Annotated in this window: 17 protein-coding genes; 8 read left to right on the top strand and 9 right to left on the bottom strand. The window is 41.8% G+C overall.

The genetic code is table 11. The features are described 5' to 3' along the window. Positions 1 to 8 precede the first annotated feature (8 nt). The 4 genes from secB (at position 9) to mutS (ending at position 5,110) form a co-directional block, all read left to right on the top strand. On the top strand, positions 9 to 509 hold the full coding sequence (gene secB, locus ACTG7Q_RS01965; RefSeq protein WP_439240286.1) for a protein-export chaperone SecB: 501 nt from the start codon (positions 9 to 11) through the stop codon (positions 507 to 509). A gap of 60 nt (positions 510 to 569) precedes the next feature. Further along, the gene (gene gpsA / locus ACTG7Q_RS01960) at positions 570 to 1,574 is read left to right on the top strand and encodes an NAD(P)H-dependent glycerol-3-phosphate dehydrogenase (RefSeq protein WP_439240284.1); all 1,005 of its coding nucleotides are present in this window, start codon (positions 570 to 572) and stop codon (positions 1,572 to 1,574) included. A gap of 11 nt (positions 1,575 to 1,585) precedes the next feature. Continuing rightward, positions 1,586 to 2,383, top strand: a complete 798-nt coding sequence (gene cysE, locus ACTG7Q_RS01955) for a serine O-acetyltransferase (protein WP_439240282.1) — start codon at positions 1,586 to 1,588, stop codon at positions 2,381 to 2,383. Between the two features lie 159 nt (positions 2,384 to 2,542). Further along, positions 2,543 to 5,110: a DNA mismatch repair protein MutS gene (gene mutS, locus ACTG7Q_RS01950; protein ID WP_439240280.1), complete on the top strand. Its 2,568-nt coding sequence runs from the start codon at positions 2,543 to 2,545 to the stop codon at positions 5,108 to 5,110. Between the two features lie 19 nt (positions 5,111 to 5,129). Here the strand turns inward: mutS and ACTG7Q_RS01945 are convergent, their stop codons facing one another. From ACTG7Q_RS01945 to mak, 4 genes are read right to left on the bottom strand one after another with little or no spacing between them, the layout of a single operon-like run. After that, positions 5,130 to 6,113, bottom strand: a complete 984-nt coding sequence (locus ACTG7Q_RS01945) for a carbohydrate kinase family protein (RefSeq protein ID WP_439240278.1) — start codon at positions 6,111 to 6,113, stop codon at positions 5,130 to 5,132. Next, complete coding sequence (locus ACTG7Q_RS01940) at positions 6,106 to 6,984, bottom strand: ketose 1,6-bisphosphate aldolase (RefSeq protein ID WP_439240275.1); 879 nt, start codon at positions 6,982 to 6,984, stop codon at positions 6,106 to 6,108. The genes ACTG7Q_RS01945 and ACTG7Q_RS01940 overlap by 8 nt, the downstream gene beginning before the upstream one ends. A 3-nt stretch (positions 6,985 to 6,987) precedes the next feature. After that, on the bottom strand, positions 6,988 to 7,674 hold the full coding sequence (locus tag ACTG7Q_RS01935; protein WP_439240273.1) for a D-lyxose/D-mannose family sugar isomerase: 687 nt from the start codon (positions 7,672 to 7,674) through the stop codon (positions 6,988 to 6,990). Between the two features lie 35 nt (positions 7,675 to 7,709). Beyond that, positions 7,710 to 8,615, bottom strand: coding sequence for a fructokinase (gene mak / locus ACTG7Q_RS01930; RefSeq protein WP_439240271.1), 906 nt, complete (start codon positions 8,613 to 8,615; stop codon positions 7,710 to 7,712). Between the two features lie 59 nt (positions 8,616 to 8,674). Here mak and ACTG7Q_RS01925 point away from each other — a divergent pair, with 59 nt between their 5' ends. Then, positions 8,675 to 9,391 carry a response regulator transcription factor gene (locus ACTG7Q_RS01925; RefSeq protein WP_439240269.1) on the top strand — a complete coding sequence of 239 codons (717 nt, stop codon included), beginning with the start codon at positions 8,675 to 8,677 and terminating at the stop codon, positions 9,389 to 9,391. Positions 9,392 to 9,427: 36 nt separating this feature from the next. Here ACTG7Q_RS01925 and ACTG7Q_RS01920 read toward each other — a convergent pair whose 3' ends face one another. From ACTG7Q_RS01920 to ACTG7Q_RS01910, 3 genes are read right to left on the bottom strand one after another with little or no spacing between them, the layout of a single operon-like run. Then, the gene (locus ACTG7Q_RS01920; protein WP_439240266.1) at positions 9,428 to 10,357 is read right to left on the bottom strand and encodes an ABC transporter substrate-binding protein; all 930 of its coding nucleotides are present in this window, start codon (positions 10,355 to 10,357) and stop codon (positions 9,428 to 9,430) included. Positions 10,358 to 10,395: 38 nt separating this feature from the next. Then, positions 10,396 to 11,364, bottom strand: a complete 969-nt coding sequence (locus ACTG7Q_RS01915) for an ABC transporter permease subunit (protein WP_439240264.1) — start codon at positions 11,362 to 11,364, stop codon at positions 10,396 to 10,398. Between the two features lie 11 nt (positions 11,365 to 11,375). After that, positions 11,376 to 12,887 (bottom strand): sugar ABC transporter ATP-binding protein, encoded by a 1,512-nt coding sequence (locus ACTG7Q_RS01910; protein WP_439240261.1) that lies wholly within the window; start codon positions 12,885 to 12,887, stop codon positions 11,376 to 11,378. Between the two features lie 137 nt (positions 12,888 to 13,024). On the opposite strand from ACTG7Q_RS01910, the gene ACTG7Q_RS01905 reads away from it, so the two are divergent. The 3 genes from ACTG7Q_RS01905 to ACTG7Q_RS01895 all read left to right on the top strand — a co-directional run bounded on the left by ACTG7Q_RS01905 (position 13,025) and on the right by ACTG7Q_RS01895 (position 17,665). Next, positions 13,025 to 15,577, top strand: a complete 2,553-nt coding sequence (locus ACTG7Q_RS01905) for an ATP-binding protein (RefSeq protein WP_439240259.1) — start codon at positions 13,025 to 13,027, stop codon at positions 15,575 to 15,577. Between the two features lie 16 nt (positions 15,578 to 15,593). Beyond that, positions 15,594 to 17,039, top strand: coding sequence for a xylulokinase (xylB, locus tag ACTG7Q_RS01900; RefSeq protein WP_439240257.1), 1,446 nt, complete (start codon positions 15,594 to 15,596; stop codon positions 17,037 to 17,039). Positions 17,040 to 17,167: 128 nt separating this feature from the next. Further along, positions 17,168 to 17,665 carry a hypothetical protein gene (locus ACTG7Q_RS01895; RefSeq protein ID WP_439240256.1) on the top strand — a complete coding sequence of 166 codons (498 nt, stop codon included), beginning with the start codon at positions 17,168 to 17,170 and terminating at the stop codon, positions 17,663 to 17,665. On the opposite strand, the gene ACTG7Q_RS01890 is transcribed toward ACTG7Q_RS01895, so the two are convergent. Together ACTG7Q_RS01890 and ACTG7Q_RS01885 are read right to left on the bottom strand one after the other, a co-directional pair. After that, positions 17,648 to 18,415: a class I SAM-dependent methyltransferase gene (locus ACTG7Q_RS01890; RefSeq protein ID WP_439240254.1), complete on the bottom strand. Its 768-nt coding sequence runs from the start codon at positions 18,413 to 18,415 to the stop codon at positions 17,648 to 17,650. The genes ACTG7Q_RS01895 and ACTG7Q_RS01890 overlap by 18 nt on opposite strands. Beyond that, the gene (locus ACTG7Q_RS01885) at positions 18,412 to 19,311 is read right to left on the bottom strand and encodes a cation diffusion facilitator family transporter (protein WP_439240252.1); all 900 of its coding nucleotides are present in this window, start codon (positions 19,309 to 19,311) and stop codon (positions 18,412 to 18,414) included. Before ACTG7Q_RS01885 ends, ACTG7Q_RS01890 begins: the two co-directional genes overlap by 4 nt.

The raw sequence follows: 19,311 nt of genomic DNA, 5'->3' as shown, positions 1-19,311 counted from the left end.
GATTTTATATGACTGAAGAAACACAAGCACCAACACAAGAACAACAACCTGAAGTGGTTTTTCAAATTCAACGTATTTATGTGAAAGACGTGTCTTTTGAGGCGCCGAATTTACCGCATATTTTTCATCAAGAATGGAAACCGAATTTGAGCTTTGATTTAAGTACAGAAGCCAAACAATTAGGTGATGATTTATACGAAGTGGTGTTAAACATTTCGGCGGAAACCACCATGGAGGACAGCAAAGAAGTCGCCTTTATTTGCGAAGTCAAACAAGCCGGTGTGTTTAGCATTAGCGGTTTAGAAGATATGCAAATGGCCCATTGTTTAACGTCACAATGCCCGAATATGTTGTTCCCTTATGCACGTGAATTAATTTCGAGCTTAGTGAATCGTGGCACATTCCCTGCGTTGAATCTTGCGCCAGTCAATTTTGATGCGTTGTTTATGGAACATTTACGTCGCATTGAGCAAGAAGAAGAGCAAGCGGAAAAACCGACGACTCATTAATTAAATTGTCGGGGCGGATTGCGATTTCCGCCCTCATTATCCAATTTTAAGGCGTTAGTCATGACCACTCCAACACCAATTAGCGTTCTCGGGGCTGGATCTTATGGCACATCTTTAGCCATTGCCTTTTCCCGTAATAACTTCCCCACTTATCTTTGGGGACACAATCCTGAGCATTGTCGTCAATTAGAAAATGCCCGACAGAATGCCCGTTTCCTGCCGGAAATTCCCTTTCCTACGGCGTTGCATATTGAATCTGATCTTAAAACTGCGGTGCAAAAATCCCGAGATTTGTTGATCGTGGTACCAAGCCATGTGTTTGCGGAGGTGATCGATCAAATTAAACCGCACTTACGCCCCGATAGCCGTATTGCGTGGGCAACAAAGGGATTGGAACGAGATACAGGGCGGTTATTGCAAACGGTGATTGAAGAAAAATTAGGGACGCATTATCCTTTAGCCATGTTATCTGGCCCAACGTTCGCCAAAGAACTCGCCGCCGGTTTGCCCACTGCGATTGCCTTGGCGTCTAACGATCCACAATTTGCGGTGGAATTACAAAATCGCATTCATTGTAGTAAGCATTTTCGGGTATATTTAAATCAAGATATGATCGGCGTACAACTCGGCGGTGCGGTGAAAAATGTGATTGCCATTGCGGCAGGCATGTCTGACGGCATGGGCTTTGGCGCCAATGCCAGAACCGCATTGATTACCCGTGGCATTGCCGAAATCAGCCGATTAGGGGTGTCTTTAGGTGCGGATCCGAAAACCTTTATGGGCATGTCAGGCTTGGGCGATTTAGTGTTAACCTGTACTGACAATCAATCCCGTAACCGCCGTTTTGGCCTCATGTTGGGGCAAGGTGTGTCAGCAGAACAAGCCATGCAAGAGATTGGTCAAGTGGTGGAGGGCTATTATAATACCAAGGAAACCACGTTGTTAGCCCAACGGCAAGGGGTGGAAATGCCGATTACGGAGCAAATGTATCAAGTGTTGTTCCAACATAAAAACGCCAAAGATGCCGCCATGGCATTATTAGGGCGTGAGAAAAAAGCAGAATAAGGGAGTAAACCATGTTGAATGAGGTATGGCAGAAAATTCGTGATGAGGCCAAGGAATTGGTGGATCACGAACCAGTGTTAGCGAGCTTTTTCCATTCCACCATTTTAAAGCATAAAAATCTGGGCAGTGTGTTGAGCTATATCTTGGCGAACAAATTAGCCACCGCCACCATGCCCGCCATTACCTTGCGTGAAATTATCGAAGATGTGTATCAGGATCAACCGAGTATTATTGAAAGTGCCGCTTGCGATATTCACGCCGTCCGCCAACGTGACCCAGCGGTGGAATTATGGTCGACCCCGTTGCTTTATTTGAAAGGGTTCCACGCCATTCAAAGCTACCGCATTACCCATCATTTATGGCAAACCGAACGCCGTTCACTTGCCATTTATTTACAAAACCAAATTTCAGTCGCCTTTGATGTGGATATTCACCCCGCCGCACAGATTGGTTGTGGCATTATGTTCGATCATGCTACTGGTATTGTAGTGGGTGAAACCGCCGTGATTGAAAATGATGTGTCTATTTTACAAGGTGTCACACTCGGTGGTACAGGCAAAGAAACTGGCGACCGTCACCCTAAAATCCGTGAGGGCGTGATGATCGGGGCGGGAGCGAAAATCCTTGGCAATATTGAAGTGGGTAAATATGCCAAAATCGGGGCCAATTCCGTGGTGTTGCAACCGGTTCCTGAACATGCCACCGCTGCTGGTGTGCCAGCTCGGATTATTGGCAAAGATCGAGATGCCAAACCAGCCTTTGATATGAATCAGTATTTTATTGATGATGCGGAAATGTTGAATATTTGATAGGCTTTTGCTGAATGTGTTTCTACCTGATTAACACCAAGTAGAAACACATGATCTTTGAAAAATCATCACAATTTCTATAAATATCCTAAAACGCCCATAAAAAGCACCGCACTTTTTGTTATAATCTTACCAAATCCTAATCCCAACGAGTTTTTTATGCAGAATTTTGAAAATCACACCCCCATGATGAAACAATATTTAACGCTTAAAGCAGAAAATCCCGATATTCTGTTGTTTTATCGCATGGGCGATTTTTATGAGCTGTTTTATGATGATGCCAAAAAAGCATCAAGCCTGTTAGATATTTCACTGACTAAACGGGGAGCATCTGCGGGGGAACCGATTCCTATGGCAGGCGTGCCATATCATGCGGTAGAGGGCTATTTAGCAAAATTAGTACAGTTGGGCGAGAGCGTGGCGATTTGTGAACAAATTGGCGATCCTGCCACCAGTAAAGGTCCTGTTGAGCGGAAAATTGTACGCATCGTCACACCCGGTACGGTGAGTGATGAAAATCTGTTACCTGAACGCTTAGATAATCTGATTGTTGCGGTTTATCAAGAAAAAGCCAAATTTGGTTTAGCCACCATTGATATGAGTTCAGGGCGTTTTCAAATCAGTGAACCTGAAAATAAAGAAACCCTAAAAGCTGAATTGCAACGGCTTGCGCCTGCTGAATTATTATATTGCGAAGATTTTGCCGAAATGGATATGCTTGCCAATAGCAAAGGCTTACGCCGTCGCCCTATTTGGGAATTTGAATTAGCGACCGCTATACAGTTGCTTAATCGTCAATTCGGTACGCAAAATCTTACTGCCTTTGGGGTAGAAAAAGCGGTACGAGGCTTATGTGCAGCGGGCTGTTTAATTCAATATGTGAAAGACACCCAACGTACGGCATTACCCCATATTCAAAGCATCAGCCTTATTCAACATAGTGAGAATATTCAATTAGATGCGGCTACTCGACGCAATTTAGAATTGACCCAAAATCTCAGTGGTGGCGCCGAAAATACCTTGTCTGCGGTATTGGATAAATGTGTGACACCGATGGGGAGCCGTTTGCTAAAACGTTGGTTGCATCAACCGATCCGTCAAGTGGAAAAGTTACGTTTACGTCACAGCTATATTGCGGAAATCTTGCAACTGGATTTAGTTGATCAACTACAACCCTTGTTGCAACAAGTGGGCGATATGGAACGGATTTTAGCTCGAGTGGCATTACGCACCGCTCGCCCAAGAGATTTTTCTCGTTTACGTTTGGCGTTAGCCCAATTACCCGAAATTAATCAAATTCTCAAAAATTCGGAGAAATTCACCGCACTTTCCTTATCAATTAGCGAATTTCCACGCATTTTAGATTTGCTGGAACGGGCGATTATTGACAATCCGCCTCTGTTAATCCGTGACGGTGGCGTGATCGCCGAAGGCTATCATGCCGAATTAGACGAATGGCGAAGTTTAGCCCAAGGGGCAACCCAATATTTAGACGATTTAGAACGCCGTGAACGAGAAATCACGGGGATTGATACCTTGAAAGTCGGATTTAATGCGGTACATGGTTACTACATTCAAATTAGCCAAGGGCAAGCTCACAAAGCACCGATTCACTATGTTCGCCGTCAAACCTTGAAGAATGCCGAACGTTATATTATTCCGGAATTAAAAACCTACGAAGATAAAGTCCTGAAAGCCAAAGGGGCAAGTTTAGCGTTAGAAAAGCAGCTTTATGATGAAATTTTCGATCAAATTCTACCGCACTTAGGCGGTTTGCAATTAGCCAGTTTGAGTTTGGCGGAATTGGATGTGTTGGTCAATTTGGCCGAACGTGCAGACAGCTTACATTATGTACAACCCGAATTTAGTGATGACATTGGGGTTAACATTGAAAACGGCCGTCATCCCGTGGTGGAACGAGTATTAAAAGATCCGTTTATTGCCAACCCTGTGGAGCTTAATCAACAGCGTCATTTATTGATTATTACAGGGCCGAACATGGGCGGTAAAAGTACCTATATGCGACAAACTGCCTTGATTACCTTAATGGCCTATATCGGTAGTTTTGTGCCTGCGGAACGAGCGGTGATTGGTCCTATTGATCGTATTTTTACTCGTATTGGGGCAAGTGATGATTTGGCTTCGGGACGATCCACTTTTATGGTAGAAATGACCGAAATGGCAAATATCCTCCATCAAGCCACCGCACAAAGTTTAGTCTTGATTGATGAAATAGGACGTGGCACATCTACCTATGACGGTTTATCACTGGCGTGGGCTTGTGCCGAATGGTTAGCGAATCAAATCCGTTGTTTAACCTTATTCGCTACTCATTATTTTGAACTGACTGCGATGCCAGAACAGCTTAGGGGTACGGTGAATGTGCATTTAGATGCGTTGGAGCATAACAACAGCATTGCCTTTATGCACAATGTGCAAGAGGGGGCCGCCAGTAAAAGTTATGGTTTAGCCGTGGCGGCGTTAGCGGGTGTGCCAAAAAATGTGATTAAGTTAGCCAAGCAGAAATTAACGCAGCTTGAGAAATTATCAAATAAAAGTGCGGTGAGAAAAACAGCGCTTTCTGCATTGCAAGCTGAATTACCACTATTAAACGAAGATGAAAATCAGCGTGAAATAGTGGCTATGTTAAATAAACTTGATCCTGATGATCTTAGCCCAAAACAGGCGTTGAGTTATTTGTATCAGTTGAAGAAGATGTTGGATTAGGACATGTTATGTTTAAGGATTAAAAGTCATGATACATTCTTGTCATACTTTTCCTTGCTTGCTTAAAACTCATAGCTCCATCCGTTGCGGAAACGGAAAACAGATTAAAATAGGCGAGAATATGCCCGAGTTTTAAGGTATCTTTTAGGCTCATATTTTGATGTAAGCCATATAAGCAACCTGCACAAAAGGCATCGCCTGCACCTAAGGTACTCACAATGTCCTTTTTATCCACTTCAATAGAAGGAACAACAATAATCTCATTTTGCCTGTTATAGGCAACTGCCCATTTCGGGCAATGAATAATCACCGTATTTTTTACACCAAATTGGATAATATCCTTTGCCATTTGTTGCAAGGTGGCTGGATTAACTTCTTCGCTCTCTCTCTCCGTTAAAATTTGGGCTTCTACATCGTTAATAATGACAAAGTCAATACAGGGCAAATTAGGGCGAATATATTGAGCAAAAATGGTTTTATCATTAACCGAAACTAGATCAATTGAGATCAAAAATCCTTGCTGATTTAACTCTTGCAACAATGCGGTTAACTGATCATTTAATAAGGCGGGCATTAACGGCAAATAGGCAAAATGCACGATTTTTGCACCGCAGTTTATTGGCAAAATATGCTCAGGCGAATAATTTTTCATAGCACCAATATAATGGAAAAAGGTGCGATCGCCTGTTTTGCTATTGATCATGACATCCGTAAATGACGTAGGTAAATCCACCCAATAAACCGCATCGGTGTTCACGTTGTGTGCTTTTGTTTGCGTTAAAATAAGTTCCCCATCGGCATCCTTGCCGATCGCACCACTGAGTGTTAAGGGTAAATTTTCATCTAATGTTGCTAAATCAAATACAAGATTGGTACAACCACCACAATGTCGCTCAACCTTGGAAATTGTCGTGAGCATAGACTCCGTTGGGTACTCGGCAATTTGCATGGCGTGATCCACTAACAAATTGCCGATAGCCAAGATTCCGTTTCGATCAGCCATAATATGTTGCCTTATTGATACTGTTAAAAATTTGCATTTGTTCCGCCACGGTTTGTTTAATCGCTTGTTGCACATTTTCCATCATCATCAAATAGTAATTGTATTTTTGTGAAAGTGCGTGGTTGGTCACATCTTTTTCAATGGACTGCAAGGCTGATTGTGACATACCCGTAAAGAAATTAATTTTGCAAATGCCCCTTTCAATGGTTTTTCTAAAATCAATGGCACTAATGCCCGAACCGCCGTGTAAGACCAAGGGAATAGACACCGCTTGATGAATTTGTGCTAGCCGCTCAAAATCCAGTTTTGGTTCACCTTTATATTTACCGTGTGTATTGCCAATCGCAACGGCTAAGGCATCAATGCCCGTTTGTTGTACAAAATCCACGGCTTGATCCACATTGGTATATAATGCGGTATCCGCCATACTTTCCAACGCACCACCTTCATCACCGCCTACCGCACCCAGTTCACCTTCCACCGAAATCGCATATTTTTGGCAAAGTTCCACTACTTCACGAGTTTGCTCAATATTTTGTTCATAGGTCAATGATGAACCATCAAACATAATAGAGGAAAATCCGCAATCAATCGCCGTTTTAATGGTAGGAAGCGTTAACCCATGGTCAAGATTTAAACAGGTGGGTACACCAACTTGTTCCGCTTTTTTGCGAATATAGTCGGATGTGGCATAAATATCAATATAGGGCAAATGCACTTCTGCTACATTAATAATTACAGGGGATTGGGTTTCACCTGCGGCATCAAATACCGCATCAATAAAATTAGAATCAATGGCATTGAAAGCCCCTACTGCAAATTGATGTTGATTGGCAACACCAAGAATCGCTTTTAAATTTAATAACGCCATAATTTACTCCTTAATGTATTGTTGATAGTCACTACATAATAAATGAATAGGTTGTTCGTCTTCTTCAATGTGAGAAAAACGCCCGACTGGATCTAAAAATCGGTTGTCGGTTAAGTCATCATTTGCCATTGACACCTCACCTGCTAATACCGTACCTGTGTTTTCTTCCGCCCAAAAACAATGATAAAGTGTTGGGGGTAAACAAATACTTTGCCCAGGTTGTAAACGCACAATCCCTCCTGCTGCTAATGTGATTTGCTCGCCATCGACACACACATGAACCGCGGTGTTTTTATCCAATAAATCTGTTTTTTCATCTCGTTGATAAAGTTGAATCATTAAATTGCCACCGCCACGATTAATAATGTCTTCCATTTTCTGCCAATGGTAATGCAGTGGGGTAAGTTGATTTTCTTGCACCAACATAATCTTTTCTGCATAGGGTTTATGATTTTGTGGCGATTGATTGCGTAAGGTAAAAAGGGTTAACCCCATTTTAGTAAAGTCGCCAGAACCAAAATCCGTAATGTCCCAGCCAAGATGTGCTTGAAAAATCTCTTGTTTGTGGGTTAAATCTAGGGTTGCCCAATCGTCGAGACGATATTGTGCAAAGGTGGGCAAATAAAATTGATGTTGCTGCATAAAGGCTTTGGCAGACAGTAAAATGGCATTAATTTCTGAACGTTTCATGGTATTTCCCTTATTTCTATTCATTCCACATTTTTCTATTTATTCCACAGCCACGCAGCTCCACGCACACCACTGGAATCGCCGTGTACAGCTTTTTTAATTGGCGTTGAACATTCTTGTCCGAAAATAAACTGCGGTAATAATTTCGGTACATTTTGATATAATCTTTCAATATTGCACACGCCGCCTGCAAACACCACCACATCAGGATCAAGCACGTTCATATAGCTTGCGAGCGATTTCGCTAAACGGCGTTCATAGGCTTGTAGAGACTGTTCGGCAATCACATCACCTTGTTCGCTTAAACGGACAATGTCCTTGCCGTTAAGTCTGTTGCCAGAACGTCTTTGATAATCATCACAAAGCCCTGTACCCGAGACAAACAATTCAACACAACCCTGTCTGCCACAATAGCATGGTACGGTTTTGGCAATCTGTTGTTCTTCTTCATCTTGCCAAGGCAAAGGATTATGTCCCCATTCACCACCAATGCCATTTGCTCCTTGATGTACTTTGCCGTTAATCACAATCCCTGAGCCACAGCCCGTACCCAGAATTAATGCCAACACAATTTGTTTGCCTGCCCCTGCCCCATCAACCGCTTCAGACATTGCCATACAATTGGCATCATTGGCGATGCTGACTTCTCGTTTTAACAGATTTTCTAAATCTCGTTTTAAATCTTGACCATTTAACCAAACCGAGTTGGCATTTTTCACTTTACCAGTGACGGGAGAAAGGGTACCAGGAATCCCAATGCCCACGGTACCTGTTTGTCCTGTGACTTTTTCCGCTTCATCCACTAAATATTGAATGGCTTGTAAACTTTTCACATAATCGCCTCTTGGGGTGGCAATACGTTGGCGGAAAAGTTCTACGCCATTATCCGAAAGGGCAATGACTTCTATTTTTGTGCCACCTAAATCAATTCCAATTCGCATAATATCTCCTGTATATGTATAATGTCCCCTGTGATAAAAAATCAACCAAAGGATAAAGCATGTTGAGTAAGGTACTGATCATTGATGATGATATTCAAATTTGTGAGCTATTAACCGATGCCCTTGAAGAATATGGCTACATCGCTCATGCTGTACAAAATGGTCAGGATGCTTTGAACCTATTGCGGAACTCACCTGACTTTTCTTTGATCTTTCTTGATCTTATTCTCCCCGATATCAATGGGTTAGTCTTGTTACAAGAACTCAAAAATATCACCTCTGCCCCTATTATTATGTTAAGCGGACTCAGCTCTGAATCCGATATTGTGGTCGGTTTAGAAATTGGGGCAGATGACTATATTACTAAACCCTTTTACCCACGTGAGGTTATCGCTCGTGCCAAGGCGGCGATTCGTCGCTCACAACCCACCCAAAATCACTCACATCAACACCATGGTTTTTCTTTTAATCAATGGTTCTTGGATACCGACAACCACAAATTAATTTCACCACAAAAACAAAATATAGCGTTAACGGGCGGTGAATATGCGTTGCTTTACACCTTATGTAGCCACGCTCAACGTGTGCTTTCTAGACAACAATTATTAGAACTCACCCACAGCGAAAACCTAGATATTTTTGACCGCACTATTGATGTCTTAATTATGCGTTTACGCAAAAAAATTGAACCTAATGCTAGAGTCCCTTGTTTCATTCAAACGGTGCGAGGAACAGGTTATTTATTCGCTTGCGATGTTACCTCTAGTCAAGAATAGCGGATAGCCTGATGTCTATCCGCTATTGATACATGACTATTTCACCGTCCAACCTTTATAATCTTTGATATTATCTCGATTAATCAAAGTGACTGGAATTAACACGGGTTTGGTCGGTGCAGGTTTGCCTTGCAAAATGTCATAACCAATTTTCACCGCTTCTGCTGCCATCACTTGTGGATCTTGAGCAGGTGTACCAGCAAATAAACTATCGGATTGTTTGAGGGCATCTTCGCCATCGGGTGAACCGTCAACCCCCATAATAAAGAATTCCGTGCGTTGTGCCTGTTTAGCGGCTAAATCCGCCCCAATGGCGGTTGGATCATTAATCGCAAACACAGCATCAATTTTCGGATGGGCAATTAACAAGGAAGTCATCACTTCTAAGCCACCCTCACGACTGCCTTTGGCATTTTGATTATGGGATAACAACTTGATATCAGGCGATTTGGCTAAAACATCCATGCAACCTTGTACCCGATCTTGCACCGCAGAAACTGGAGGCCCATTAATAATCACCACATTGCCTTTACCATTCAATTTATCCACAATGGTTTGACAAGCAATTTCACCTGCTTGATAGTTGTTGGACGTGACGGTGGCATTCGCACCATCTGCCGCCACATCGACGGCGACAACCACAATGCCTGCATCTTTAGCACGCTGTACCGCAGGCCCAATGCCTTTAGAATCTGCTGCATTGAGAATAATCATGTCGGTTTTAGCGGCAATAAAATTATCAATTTGTGCCACTTGTTGCCCTAAGTCATAGCCACTCGATACGAGGGTGACTTTCACTTGATCACCTGCTAATTCTTTGGCTTTTAACTCTGCCCCTTTGGTGATTTGCACAAAAAATGGATTGGCCAAATCACCAACGGTGACACCAATAGACTTCAATTCTTTCGCTTGAGCAAAAGGTGCCATAGCTAACATCAAAGAGACGGCTAATGTTTTTAATTTCATACTGTTTCTCCTATAAAATTCAGTATTTACTGGGTTGATTAAGCACTACGAGTACGATATTTATCGATCAATACAGCGACGATGATAACGCCCCCTTTAATGACGAGTTGCCAAAAGTAGGAAACCCCCATTAATGTCATGCCGTTATTTAGGGTGGCGATAATTAGTGCCCCGACAAGTGTACCTGTAATCGTACCGATACCGCCGACGAAACTGGTTCCCCCTAAAATAACAGCTGCAATTGCATCTAATTCATATCCTACACCAAGGTTACCATTGGCACTATATAAACGAGATGCACTCATTACGCCACCGAGACCAGAAAGCAAGCCACTCGCAGCATAAACGAAGACAAGAACTAGAGATACTTTAATCCCTGTTAGGCGTGCAGCTTGGAGATTACCTCCCACTGCATAAATATGTGTTCCTAATGTGGTGCGGCGTAAAATAAACCAGCAAATCCCAATTATTGCAAAGGCAATCACCACCAACCAAGGAATCGATCCTAAATAACCGTTTCCAATCCACGAAAAGGCAATTTTGGAATTAATCACCGTGGTACCATCTGCCACTAAATAGGCGGCACCACGCAAGGCGGTGTAAGTGCCTAAGGTGACAATAAACGGCGGAAGACCTGCATACGCTACTAACAAGCCATTAAATGCTCCCATGCCAAGCCCTGCAATTAACGCAATCGGTACCGCAAAATCCGCTAATGCGGGATTGAGTGAACTCACCAGTGCCATGACGGCGGTAACCCCTAAAATAGAACCCACGGAAAGATCAATGCCCCCCGTTAAAATCACAAAGGTCATGCCTGCCGCTAACACAATATTAATGGAAGCCTGACGAGTAATATTCATCATATTGGCTTCGGTCATAAAATTCGGGGCAATAAAGGCAAATACAATCACAATCAACACAAGGATCGGTAAAATCCCCATCGCTTGCATACTGTCTGCTATTGCCCACTTTTTAAAGGTTGGTTTGGTTTCTGAAGTTGTCATTTTTTGTTCTCCTATTCATTCGCACCACAAGCCAAAGTCATAATATTTTCTTGGCTAATTTGTTGATTTTTGATTTCTCCCACAACATAACCTTCTCGCATGACATAAACTCGGTCACTCATTCCCACAATTTCGGGTAATTCACTGGAAATCATCAAAATCGCCACGCCTTGTTTTGCCATTTCTGTCATCATTTTATAGATTTCGCTTTTTGCCCCCACATCAACACCGCGAGTAGGTTCATCTAAAATCAGCAGTTTAGGGTGAATCGCCAGCCATCGTGACAGTAAAACTTTTTGTTGATTTCCACCCGACAAACCACTGACGTTGACATTGGCATTTGGCACCCGAATTTTTAGGTTATTAATGGCCTGTTCTGTTTCTTTTTTACCCTTCGCTTGATCAATGACCAGCATAGTGGCATCTTGCTCCAATGTTGCCATGGTAATGTTTTTCAAAATATTTAAGTCCAAAAACAACCCTTCTTCTTTACGGTTTTCAGGTAATAACCCCACTTTGTGCACAATGGCATCCCGTGGTGAACTAAAGCTAATCTCTGCCCCATTTAAATACATTTTCCCTGCAGTTTTCTGGGTGACACCAAATAATAAATGGGCGAGTTCCGAACGTCCTGCTCCTACAAGACCCGATAATCCCACGATTTCCCCCGCTTTTACATAAAGCGAAGCATTATGGACTTTGTTATCATCTGATAAATTCTCAATGCGTAAGACTTCTTCGCCCACGGGCACTTTTTCTTTATTAAACAGATCCGTCAATGGGCGACCGACCATCATTTGTACTAATGTTGAAGCATTAATGTCTTGACGAATAAGCGATCCGACATATTTGCCATCTCGTAGCACGCTGACCCGATCCGCCAGCTCATAAATCTCTGCCATACGATGACTGATATAAACAATGGCAAGCCCTTCATCACGCAGTTTTTTAATTAAAGCAAAGAGCTTTTCTGTTTCTCGGGAAGACAGGGCTGCGGTGGGTTCATCCATCACCAACACACGGCTATTGCGATGTAACGCACGGGCAATTTCAACTTGTTGCTGTTCCGCAATAGTTAAACTAGACACTTTTTGTGATGCTACAAATTGAGCCCCCAGTCTATCTAAGGCAAGCTGAGCTTGTTGCTCCATTTGTTTGCGATCTAAGCCAAATATCGTTTTTATTTCACGTCCTAAAAAAATATTTTCGGCTACAGTTAAATTGGGTGACAAATGTATTTCTTGATAAATCAGGGTGATTCCCACAGAAATGGCTTGTTTCGGCGAATTGATATTGACGGCTTGCCCATCAATAAAAATTTCCCCTGAGGTGAGCGTATACGCTCCAGCCAAAATTTTCATTAAGGTACTTTTCCCAGCCCCATTTTCACCCATTAAGGCATGAATCTCGCCTGCGTAAATGTCTAAATTCACATCTTGTAGTGCATAAAAACTACCGAAACGCTTTGCGATCCCTTGCATTTTTAAAAGTGGTGTTTGTTGAACTTGATATTGCGATTTCATAATGTTCTCCCATTTTTGAGCATATTAAAACAGGGTAATATGAACAGAAAATGTTTAATCTCATTCATAATTGTCATAATTCTGTTATACATAATGATTAAAATGAAAAACACGAAAGCAAAAAGTGCGGTGAAACTATGTGGAATTTCATAACATCAATATTTACAAAGCGTTACACAGTAAAATTAAAGCTAACGTTATTTGTTGTAACGGCTATCTGTTTAGTGGGATTAATTAGCCTAAGTGCTATCATTGGGTTGAATAATTCCTCACGCTCTTTGTCCGATTTGAGAGAAAATGCGTTAAATCATATTTTCTCCTCTATGACGTTGGGCGTTAAAACATCACAAATTGCGACCTATTCATTAAGACTTAGCCAAACTATTAGAGCGTTAGAGTATAAAGAAGCATCTGAACAGTTAGAGCAACATATCCAACAACTGCATCAACAATTATCCTATCTAGAAAATACATATACGGATGAAGATCAGCAACTTGAAAATATCGTGCAATCCATTAAGATCTTAGAAAAAAGTGTCAAAGAATTATTAAATCAAGCCTATCAACGACATATTGCTAATACCACGATTATTAGCAAATTAAACCAAAGTTTACTTCATCTTCGTCATATTAAACGGTTCACGGAACAAACGTCTCAATCTTCGCTTTACCTTTCTCGGTTAGATAAAATTGAACGGTTGATTGAAGATGCCACGATGAGTGCGTACAATCCAAGTACATTTCTGAGCATTCAAGCCATATTTTCTGTTATCCCCAAATCGGATGAAACAACAATTATTCATGAATGGCAAAATGTAGAGAACCAATTTGACCAAATCATTAATCAAGCCAATGAACTCAGTAAAATTAATTTAAGAATCTTATTTCTCACCAATCAAATTGATGCACTTGTTAAACAAATTGATTTAAATTATAGTCAACTGGCTTTACAACAAACGCAAGAAACAAAAGAAATTTACACGTTAGTACAAAAGGATATTTCGCAACATATTTATGCCATTTGTTTATTGGCATTCTTCATTATTATGTTAGTGATTATTCTGGGAAAATACATTCATAAATTAGTTGGTATTAGACTCTCTTCCATCACTCAAGCCTTAATACACCTTTCTCAAGGTGATAAAACGGCGACGGTTCCACAACAACACCGACAAGATGAAATTGGGGATTTAGCCCGAGCCTTTGATATTTTTCATCAAAATGTGATGCGATTAGATCAAACAGATGCGTTACTAAGACAGACATTTCTTGCTATGCGAGATGGATTAGCTGTTTTTGATCATCAAAAACAGCTGATTTCTTATAATGTACAATTTGCCACATTATTAAATATTCCCATTGATAAACCCATTACCTCTTTACTCGGTTTAACCCACTATTTTCAACAACATAATGCGACAGTTTATGGAGGTGAACAACATGTTGATATTCCCCTATTACAAGAAATACGCAATCCGCAAGAACCCTTAGAAATTCAATGTAATCAGTCTATTTTTGAATGGCGAATAAGTCAGTTACAATCAGGTGGGATTGTGGCGGTGTTAATTGATCGTACTCAACGCAAGAAATTGGAAAATGATTTAGCCCATAGCCAAAAAATGCGAACAATTGGACAATTAACGGGTGGTATTGCACATGACTTTAATAATTTATTAGCAGTCATTATTGGTAATTTAGATCTCATTAACACGGAAAATTTAAGCGAAAAACAAATTAAACGTCTACAAAATGCCATAAAAGCTGCAGAAAATAGTGCCACCTTAACACAACGCTTGTTAGCCTATGCACGCAAACAACCCTTACATCCTAGCGTACTCGAAATAAATCCTTTGCTCAGAGATCTCGCTGATTTGGTGGAGCATAGTTTGCCCCCAACCATTAAAGTGCGGTTAAATTTAGGTAAGGATTTACCGCCAGTCTATATTGATAAAAATCAGCTAGAAACTGCCTTAGTGAATTTAGTGGTGAATGCCAAAGATGCTTTAGAGGGGAGTGGTGATATTACCATTCAATCCACCCAGTTATTGGTGCAACGCACAGAAAGACAAGAGCAAATGGTGCAAATTTCTGTGATAGATAACGGTAAAGGGATGGATGTTTCAACTCAGAAACAAATTTTTGAGCCGTTTTTTACCACTAAGAAAAATGGCAAAGGCAGCGGCTTAGGGTTATCTATGGTGTACGGTTTTATTCGCCAGTCAAAAGGGCGTGTGTTGGTGGAATCAGAAGTAAACAAGGGGACAACCATGATGTTACAAATCCCCTTGGCAAAAACACTGCAAAAAATACCGACACCCACCGAGGATATTGCCGTTAAACCGTCGCTGCAAAAAAGTTTATTACTCGTGGAGGATCAAAAAATATTACGAGAAACATTAACCGATCAACTTACTCAGATTGATTATCACGTCGTTGGCTTTGAAACCGCAGAACAAGTGATAGATTATTTATCGCAACATAGCGTGGATTATCTGCTATCGGATATTGTGTTAAGTGGGAAAATAAATGGAATTGAACTGGTGAAAATCGTTGAAGAACAATATCCTACCATTAAATTATTATTGATGACAGGCAATCACACAATGAATATTGAAAAGGCATTGCATACCCCTATTGTCAACAAACCGTTTAAATTAAATGAGTTACAACATATTTTGAATACATTATGAAAATGAAGGAGCAACTATGTACATCGGTATCGATCTTGGCACATCAGGCGTAAAAGTGGTGTTGTTGAATGATGAGCAGCAAGTCATTGCTACGACACAGAGTGCGTTAACCGTTTCTCGTCCGCAACCTTTATGGTCGGAGCAAGAGCCTATGGATTGGTGGAATGCCGTCAATTCTGCCATGCAACAGTTAAGTGAACAGCAGGATTTACGAGCCGTGAAAGCCATTGGCTTAACAGGGCAAATGCACGGTGCCACCTTGTTGGATAAATCGGATCAAGTATTGCGACCTGCCATTTTGTGGAATGATGGACGGAGTTTTGCGGAATGTGCCGAGTTGGAAGCACTTGTGCCTAACAGTCGTGACATTACAGGCAATTTGATGATGCCAGGCTTTACTGCCCCGAAATTACGTTGGTTAGCAAAGCATCAACTTGATATAGCCGAAAAAGTGCATAAAGTCTTATTACCAAAAGACTATTTACGCCTGTTGATGACGGGAGAATATGCGTCCGATATGTCCGATGCGTCAGGCACCATGTGGCTCGATGTAGCAAAAAGGGATTGGAATGAAGACTTGCTCAAGGCTTGTGGATTAAGCCGAGAGCATATGCCGAGTTTATTTGAAGGTAATCAAATTACAGGTCATTTACGTCAGGACATTGCTGAACGTTGGAAAATGCCACAAGTGCCTGTAGTGGCAGGTGGTGGCGATAATGCGGCTGGGGCGATAGGTGTAGGTTTGTATCAAACAGGGCAAGCGATGTTATCTTTGGGAACATCAGGCGTGTATTTTGTGGTCACTAATAAGTTCACTGCGAATCCGCAAAAAGCGGTGCATAGTTTTTGCCATGCTTTGCCTAACCGTTGGCATTTAATGTCGGTGATTTTAACCGCGGCTTCGGCAGTAGATTGGGTGAAAAATGCGACCAATACGGCGGATGTCGCCACGCTTTTCCAACAAATTGAGCAAACTGCGGTCAATTCTGAGGCAATTTTCTTACCTTATCTTTCTGGCGAACGTACACCGCACAACGACCCTTACGCCAAAGGCGTATTCTGGGGATTAAGCCATAACGACAATGCTCAAACCTTGGCAAAAGCCGTGGTGGAAGGCGTGAGTTTCGCTTTGGCAGACGGCATTGACGTATTACACGAAACTGGCGTAACCGCCGAGAATGTTACCTTAATTGGCGGCGGAGCAAAAAGTGCCTATTGGCGACAATTATTGGCGGATATTACGGGAAAAACCTTGGAATATCGTACAGGCGGTGATGTAGGGCCGGCATTGGGAGCTGCGAAACTGGCTCAAATTGCGTTAAATCCTAATGTTGATTTAGCGGATTTATGCCAGCCGTTGCCGTTGGAAAAAGTGTATCAGCCAAACCAAGATCGATTTGATGTTTATCAAGAAAAACGAGTGAAGTTTGCGCAGATTTACCAGCGGTTAAGAGGGATATAATCTAGACGATATACGAATGAATGTTTTGGGAATTAATCAAATTAATATAAATCTTGTAAGCCGTTCATTAATCAAGGTACAATAATCTTATTTAATTTCTCAATACATTCATTTTTAAGGAGAACATTATGAAATTATTTCCGGCTTTAATGGCCATCACGTTATCTGCACTTGTGGCGGTACAAGCCAATGCTAAAACGGTGCAATCCTCAAAATCTACCGCCAAACAAACAGAAACGAGCAAAGAGGTGTTGCTTAAACGTTTTAATCAATCCATTTCATTGCAATTTCTTGGGGTTGATAGCGGAGTGGATGAGCAAAAACAGCCGATGATTTCCTTTAAATACAAAATTAAAAATGTGGGTAAAAAAGCGATTAAAACAGTTCATTGGGCGTCTAATTTTTTGAGTGATAAGAAGTTAGTGCTAAATTACGATATTCCCGTTAACTTCAATAAAAAAGGTTTAGTAGGCGGTCAAGAAGTGCAAATTGCTTTACCTATTCCCGTGGCCAAATTACCTAAACCGTTTATTACTGCCACGAATAATGGTTCTAAAATAGATTTACTTAATGTGGCTAAATCAATCACTTATGTTGATGGTTCAAGATTAGTCGTCAATAAATAACGACGTAAGATACACATCAAAGCGATGATTTTTGGTTTCTCGGCTAAACTGCGGTGCTTTTTGGGCGAGAAATTCCGCATAATCGGGGCGTTTCACCACCACACGTTTTTGTGCTAATTGCAAGGCGAGGGCAAGCAACTGGTCGGCATCTTCATCCGCCCCCACAAGGTGTTGAAACAGACGCATTTCTTTTTTGACCAAGGCGGATTTCTGTTTATGGGGATACATGGGATCGAGATAAACCACATCAGCGTTGTGTTGTTTGGGATCCAATTCGTGAATGCTTGACACCGGCAAAAGCTGTAAATTCTGCTGTAACATCTCACCAATTTCAGGATCAAGATAGGCACGGCGTAAACCGTCTTGCAATAATAATCTGACGACTGGATGACGTTCTACCAAGCGAACTTGACAGCCAACACAAGCTAACACAAAAGCATCTCGCCCCAAGCCTGCAGTCGCATCAATGACAGTGGGTAATTCTCCGCCTTTAACACCGACAGCTTTCGCCACGGCTTCGCCACGTCCGCCACCAAATTTACGGCGGTGTGCCATGGCACCACTGACAAAGTCCACAAATACCGCTCCCAGTTTAGGTTCGTCTAACTTGCGTAATTCTAACCGCACTTCATCCCCAACAGCCGTTTGTACCAGTGCCAATGGGCTGTCTGGCGTATGGATTAACCCTTGCTCCGCACAAAGTGCGGTGAAAAATTCGGAATTTTCAGTTTCACAAATCAGTTGAATCATATCAAACCTTGTGCCCTTTCTAAATCCACCACGGATTTGGGCTCTTGATGAATCATAATATCCGCATTGGGAAATAGGGCATGAATTTTATCTTCCAGTTCATCGGTAATGCGATGGGCTTGATATAAAGTTAAACTGTCGTCTAATTCTAAATGCAGTTGAATAAACCGCACCGCACCGGCACGGCGAGTACAAATACTATGAATGCCCAGAATATTACGATGTTGTTCTGCCATGACTTTAATCTGGTCGATTTCGTCCTGTGGCAACGCCTTATCCAGTAAAATTTGCAAGGCATCCCACGCCATTTTAAAGGCATTATAGGCAATATAAAGTGCAATCCCAATGGCAAAAATCGCATCCGCATAAATAAAACCGTACATATTTAACAACATCGCTACCAGAATGGCGACGTTCATCAATAAGTCGGTTTGATAATGCAAACAGTCCGCTTGAATGGCAGGGCTTTCGGTCAGTTTAATCACTTTTTTCTGATAGCCCACTAACGCAGCAGTAAAGGCAATGGAGATAACACTGACACAAATCCCCATTTCTGAATTGTCGATTAATTGCGGATTGGTTAATTTATGGATGCCTTGTAGCAGCAAAAATACCGCTGAACCGGCAATAAACGCACTTTGTGCCAAAGCGGCCAACGATTCCGCTTTACCATGTCCAAACGCATGATTATGATCGGGCGGTAACAGGGCAAAACGTAACACTAAAATGCTAGTGATCGACGCAAATAAATCCACCACGGAATCCGTCATGGCGGCGAGAATCGCAATGGATCCGGTTTGCCACCAAGCAAAGGCTTTAATTAAAATCAGCATACTCGCCACAGCAATGGCAAGCTGGCTGGCACGTTTTACAAATTTAGCGTAATTTTCTTCCAT

Source organism: Lonepinella sp. BR2474, from assembly GCF_051851555.1.
In the GTDB taxonomy this organism is placed as follows: domain Bacteria; phylum Pseudomonadota; class Gammaproteobacteria; order Enterobacterales; family Pasteurellaceae; genus Lonepinella.
Note: the sequence above shows the minus strand (reverse complement) of the source record. Positions and strands in the feature narration are given on the sequence as shown.

Bases quoted from the DNA above. Each gene is read 5' to 3' on its own strand.
- secB (WP_439240286.1), top strand. From the start codon at position 9: ATGACTGAAGAAACACAAGCACCAACACAAGAACAACAACCTGAAGTG.
- gpsA (WP_439240284.1), top strand. From the start codon at position 570: ATGACCACTCCAACACCAATTAGCGTTCTCGGGGCTGGATCTTATGGC.
- cysE (WP_439240282.1), top strand. From the start codon at position 1,586: ATGTTGAATGAGGTATGGCAGAAAATTCGTGATGAGGCCAAGGAATTG.
- mutS (WP_439240280.1), top strand. From the start codon at position 2,543: ATGCAGAATTTTGAAAATCACACCCCCATGATGAAACAATATTTAACG.
- ACTG7Q_RS01945 (WP_439240278.1), bottom strand. From the start codon at position 6,113: ATGGCTGATCGAAACGGAATCTTGGCTATCGGCAATTTGTTAGTGGAT.
- ACTG7Q_RS01940 (WP_439240275.1), bottom strand. From the start codon at position 6,984: ATGGCGTTATTAAATTTAAAAGCGATTCTTGGTGTTGCCAATCAACAT.
- ACTG7Q_RS01935 (WP_439240273.1), bottom strand. From the start codon at position 7,674: ATGAAACGTTCAGAAATTAATGCCATTTTACTGTCTGCCAAAGCCTTT.
- mak (WP_439240271.1), bottom strand. From the start codon at position 8,615: ATGCGAATTGGAATTGATTTAGGTGGCACAAAAATAGAAGTCATTGCC.
- ACTG7Q_RS01925 (WP_439240269.1), top strand. From the start codon at position 8,675: ATGTTGAGTAAGGTACTGATCATTGATGATGATATTCAAATTTGTGAG.
- ACTG7Q_RS01920 (WP_439240266.1), bottom strand. From the start codon at position 10,357: ATGAAATTAAAAACATTAGCCGTCTCTTTGATGTTAGCTATGGCACCT.
- ACTG7Q_RS01915 (WP_439240264.1), bottom strand. From the start codon at position 11,364: ATGACAACTTCAGAAACCAAACCAACCTTTAAAAAGTGGGCAATAGCA.
- ACTG7Q_RS01910 (WP_439240261.1), bottom strand. From the start codon at position 12,887: ATGAAATCGCAATATCAAGTTCAACAAACACCACTTTTAAAAATGCAA.
- ACTG7Q_RS01905 (WP_439240259.1), top strand. From the start codon at position 13,025: ATGTGGAATTTCATAACATCAATATTTACAAAGCGTTACACAGTAAAA.
- xylB (WP_439240257.1), top strand. From the start codon at position 15,594: ATGTACATCGGTATCGATCTTGGCACATCAGGCGTAAAAGTGGTGTTG.
- ACTG7Q_RS01895 (WP_439240256.1), top strand. From the start codon at position 17,168: ATGAAATTATTTCCGGCTTTAATGGCCATCACGTTATCTGCACTTGTG.
- ACTG7Q_RS01890 (WP_439240254.1), bottom strand. From the start codon at position 18,415: ATGATTCAACTGATTTGTGAAACTGAAAATTCCGAATTTTTCACCGCA.
- ACTG7Q_RS01885 (WP_439240252.1), bottom strand. From the start codon at position 19,311: ATGGAAGAAAATTACGCTAAATTTGTAAAACGTGCCAGCCAGCTTGCC.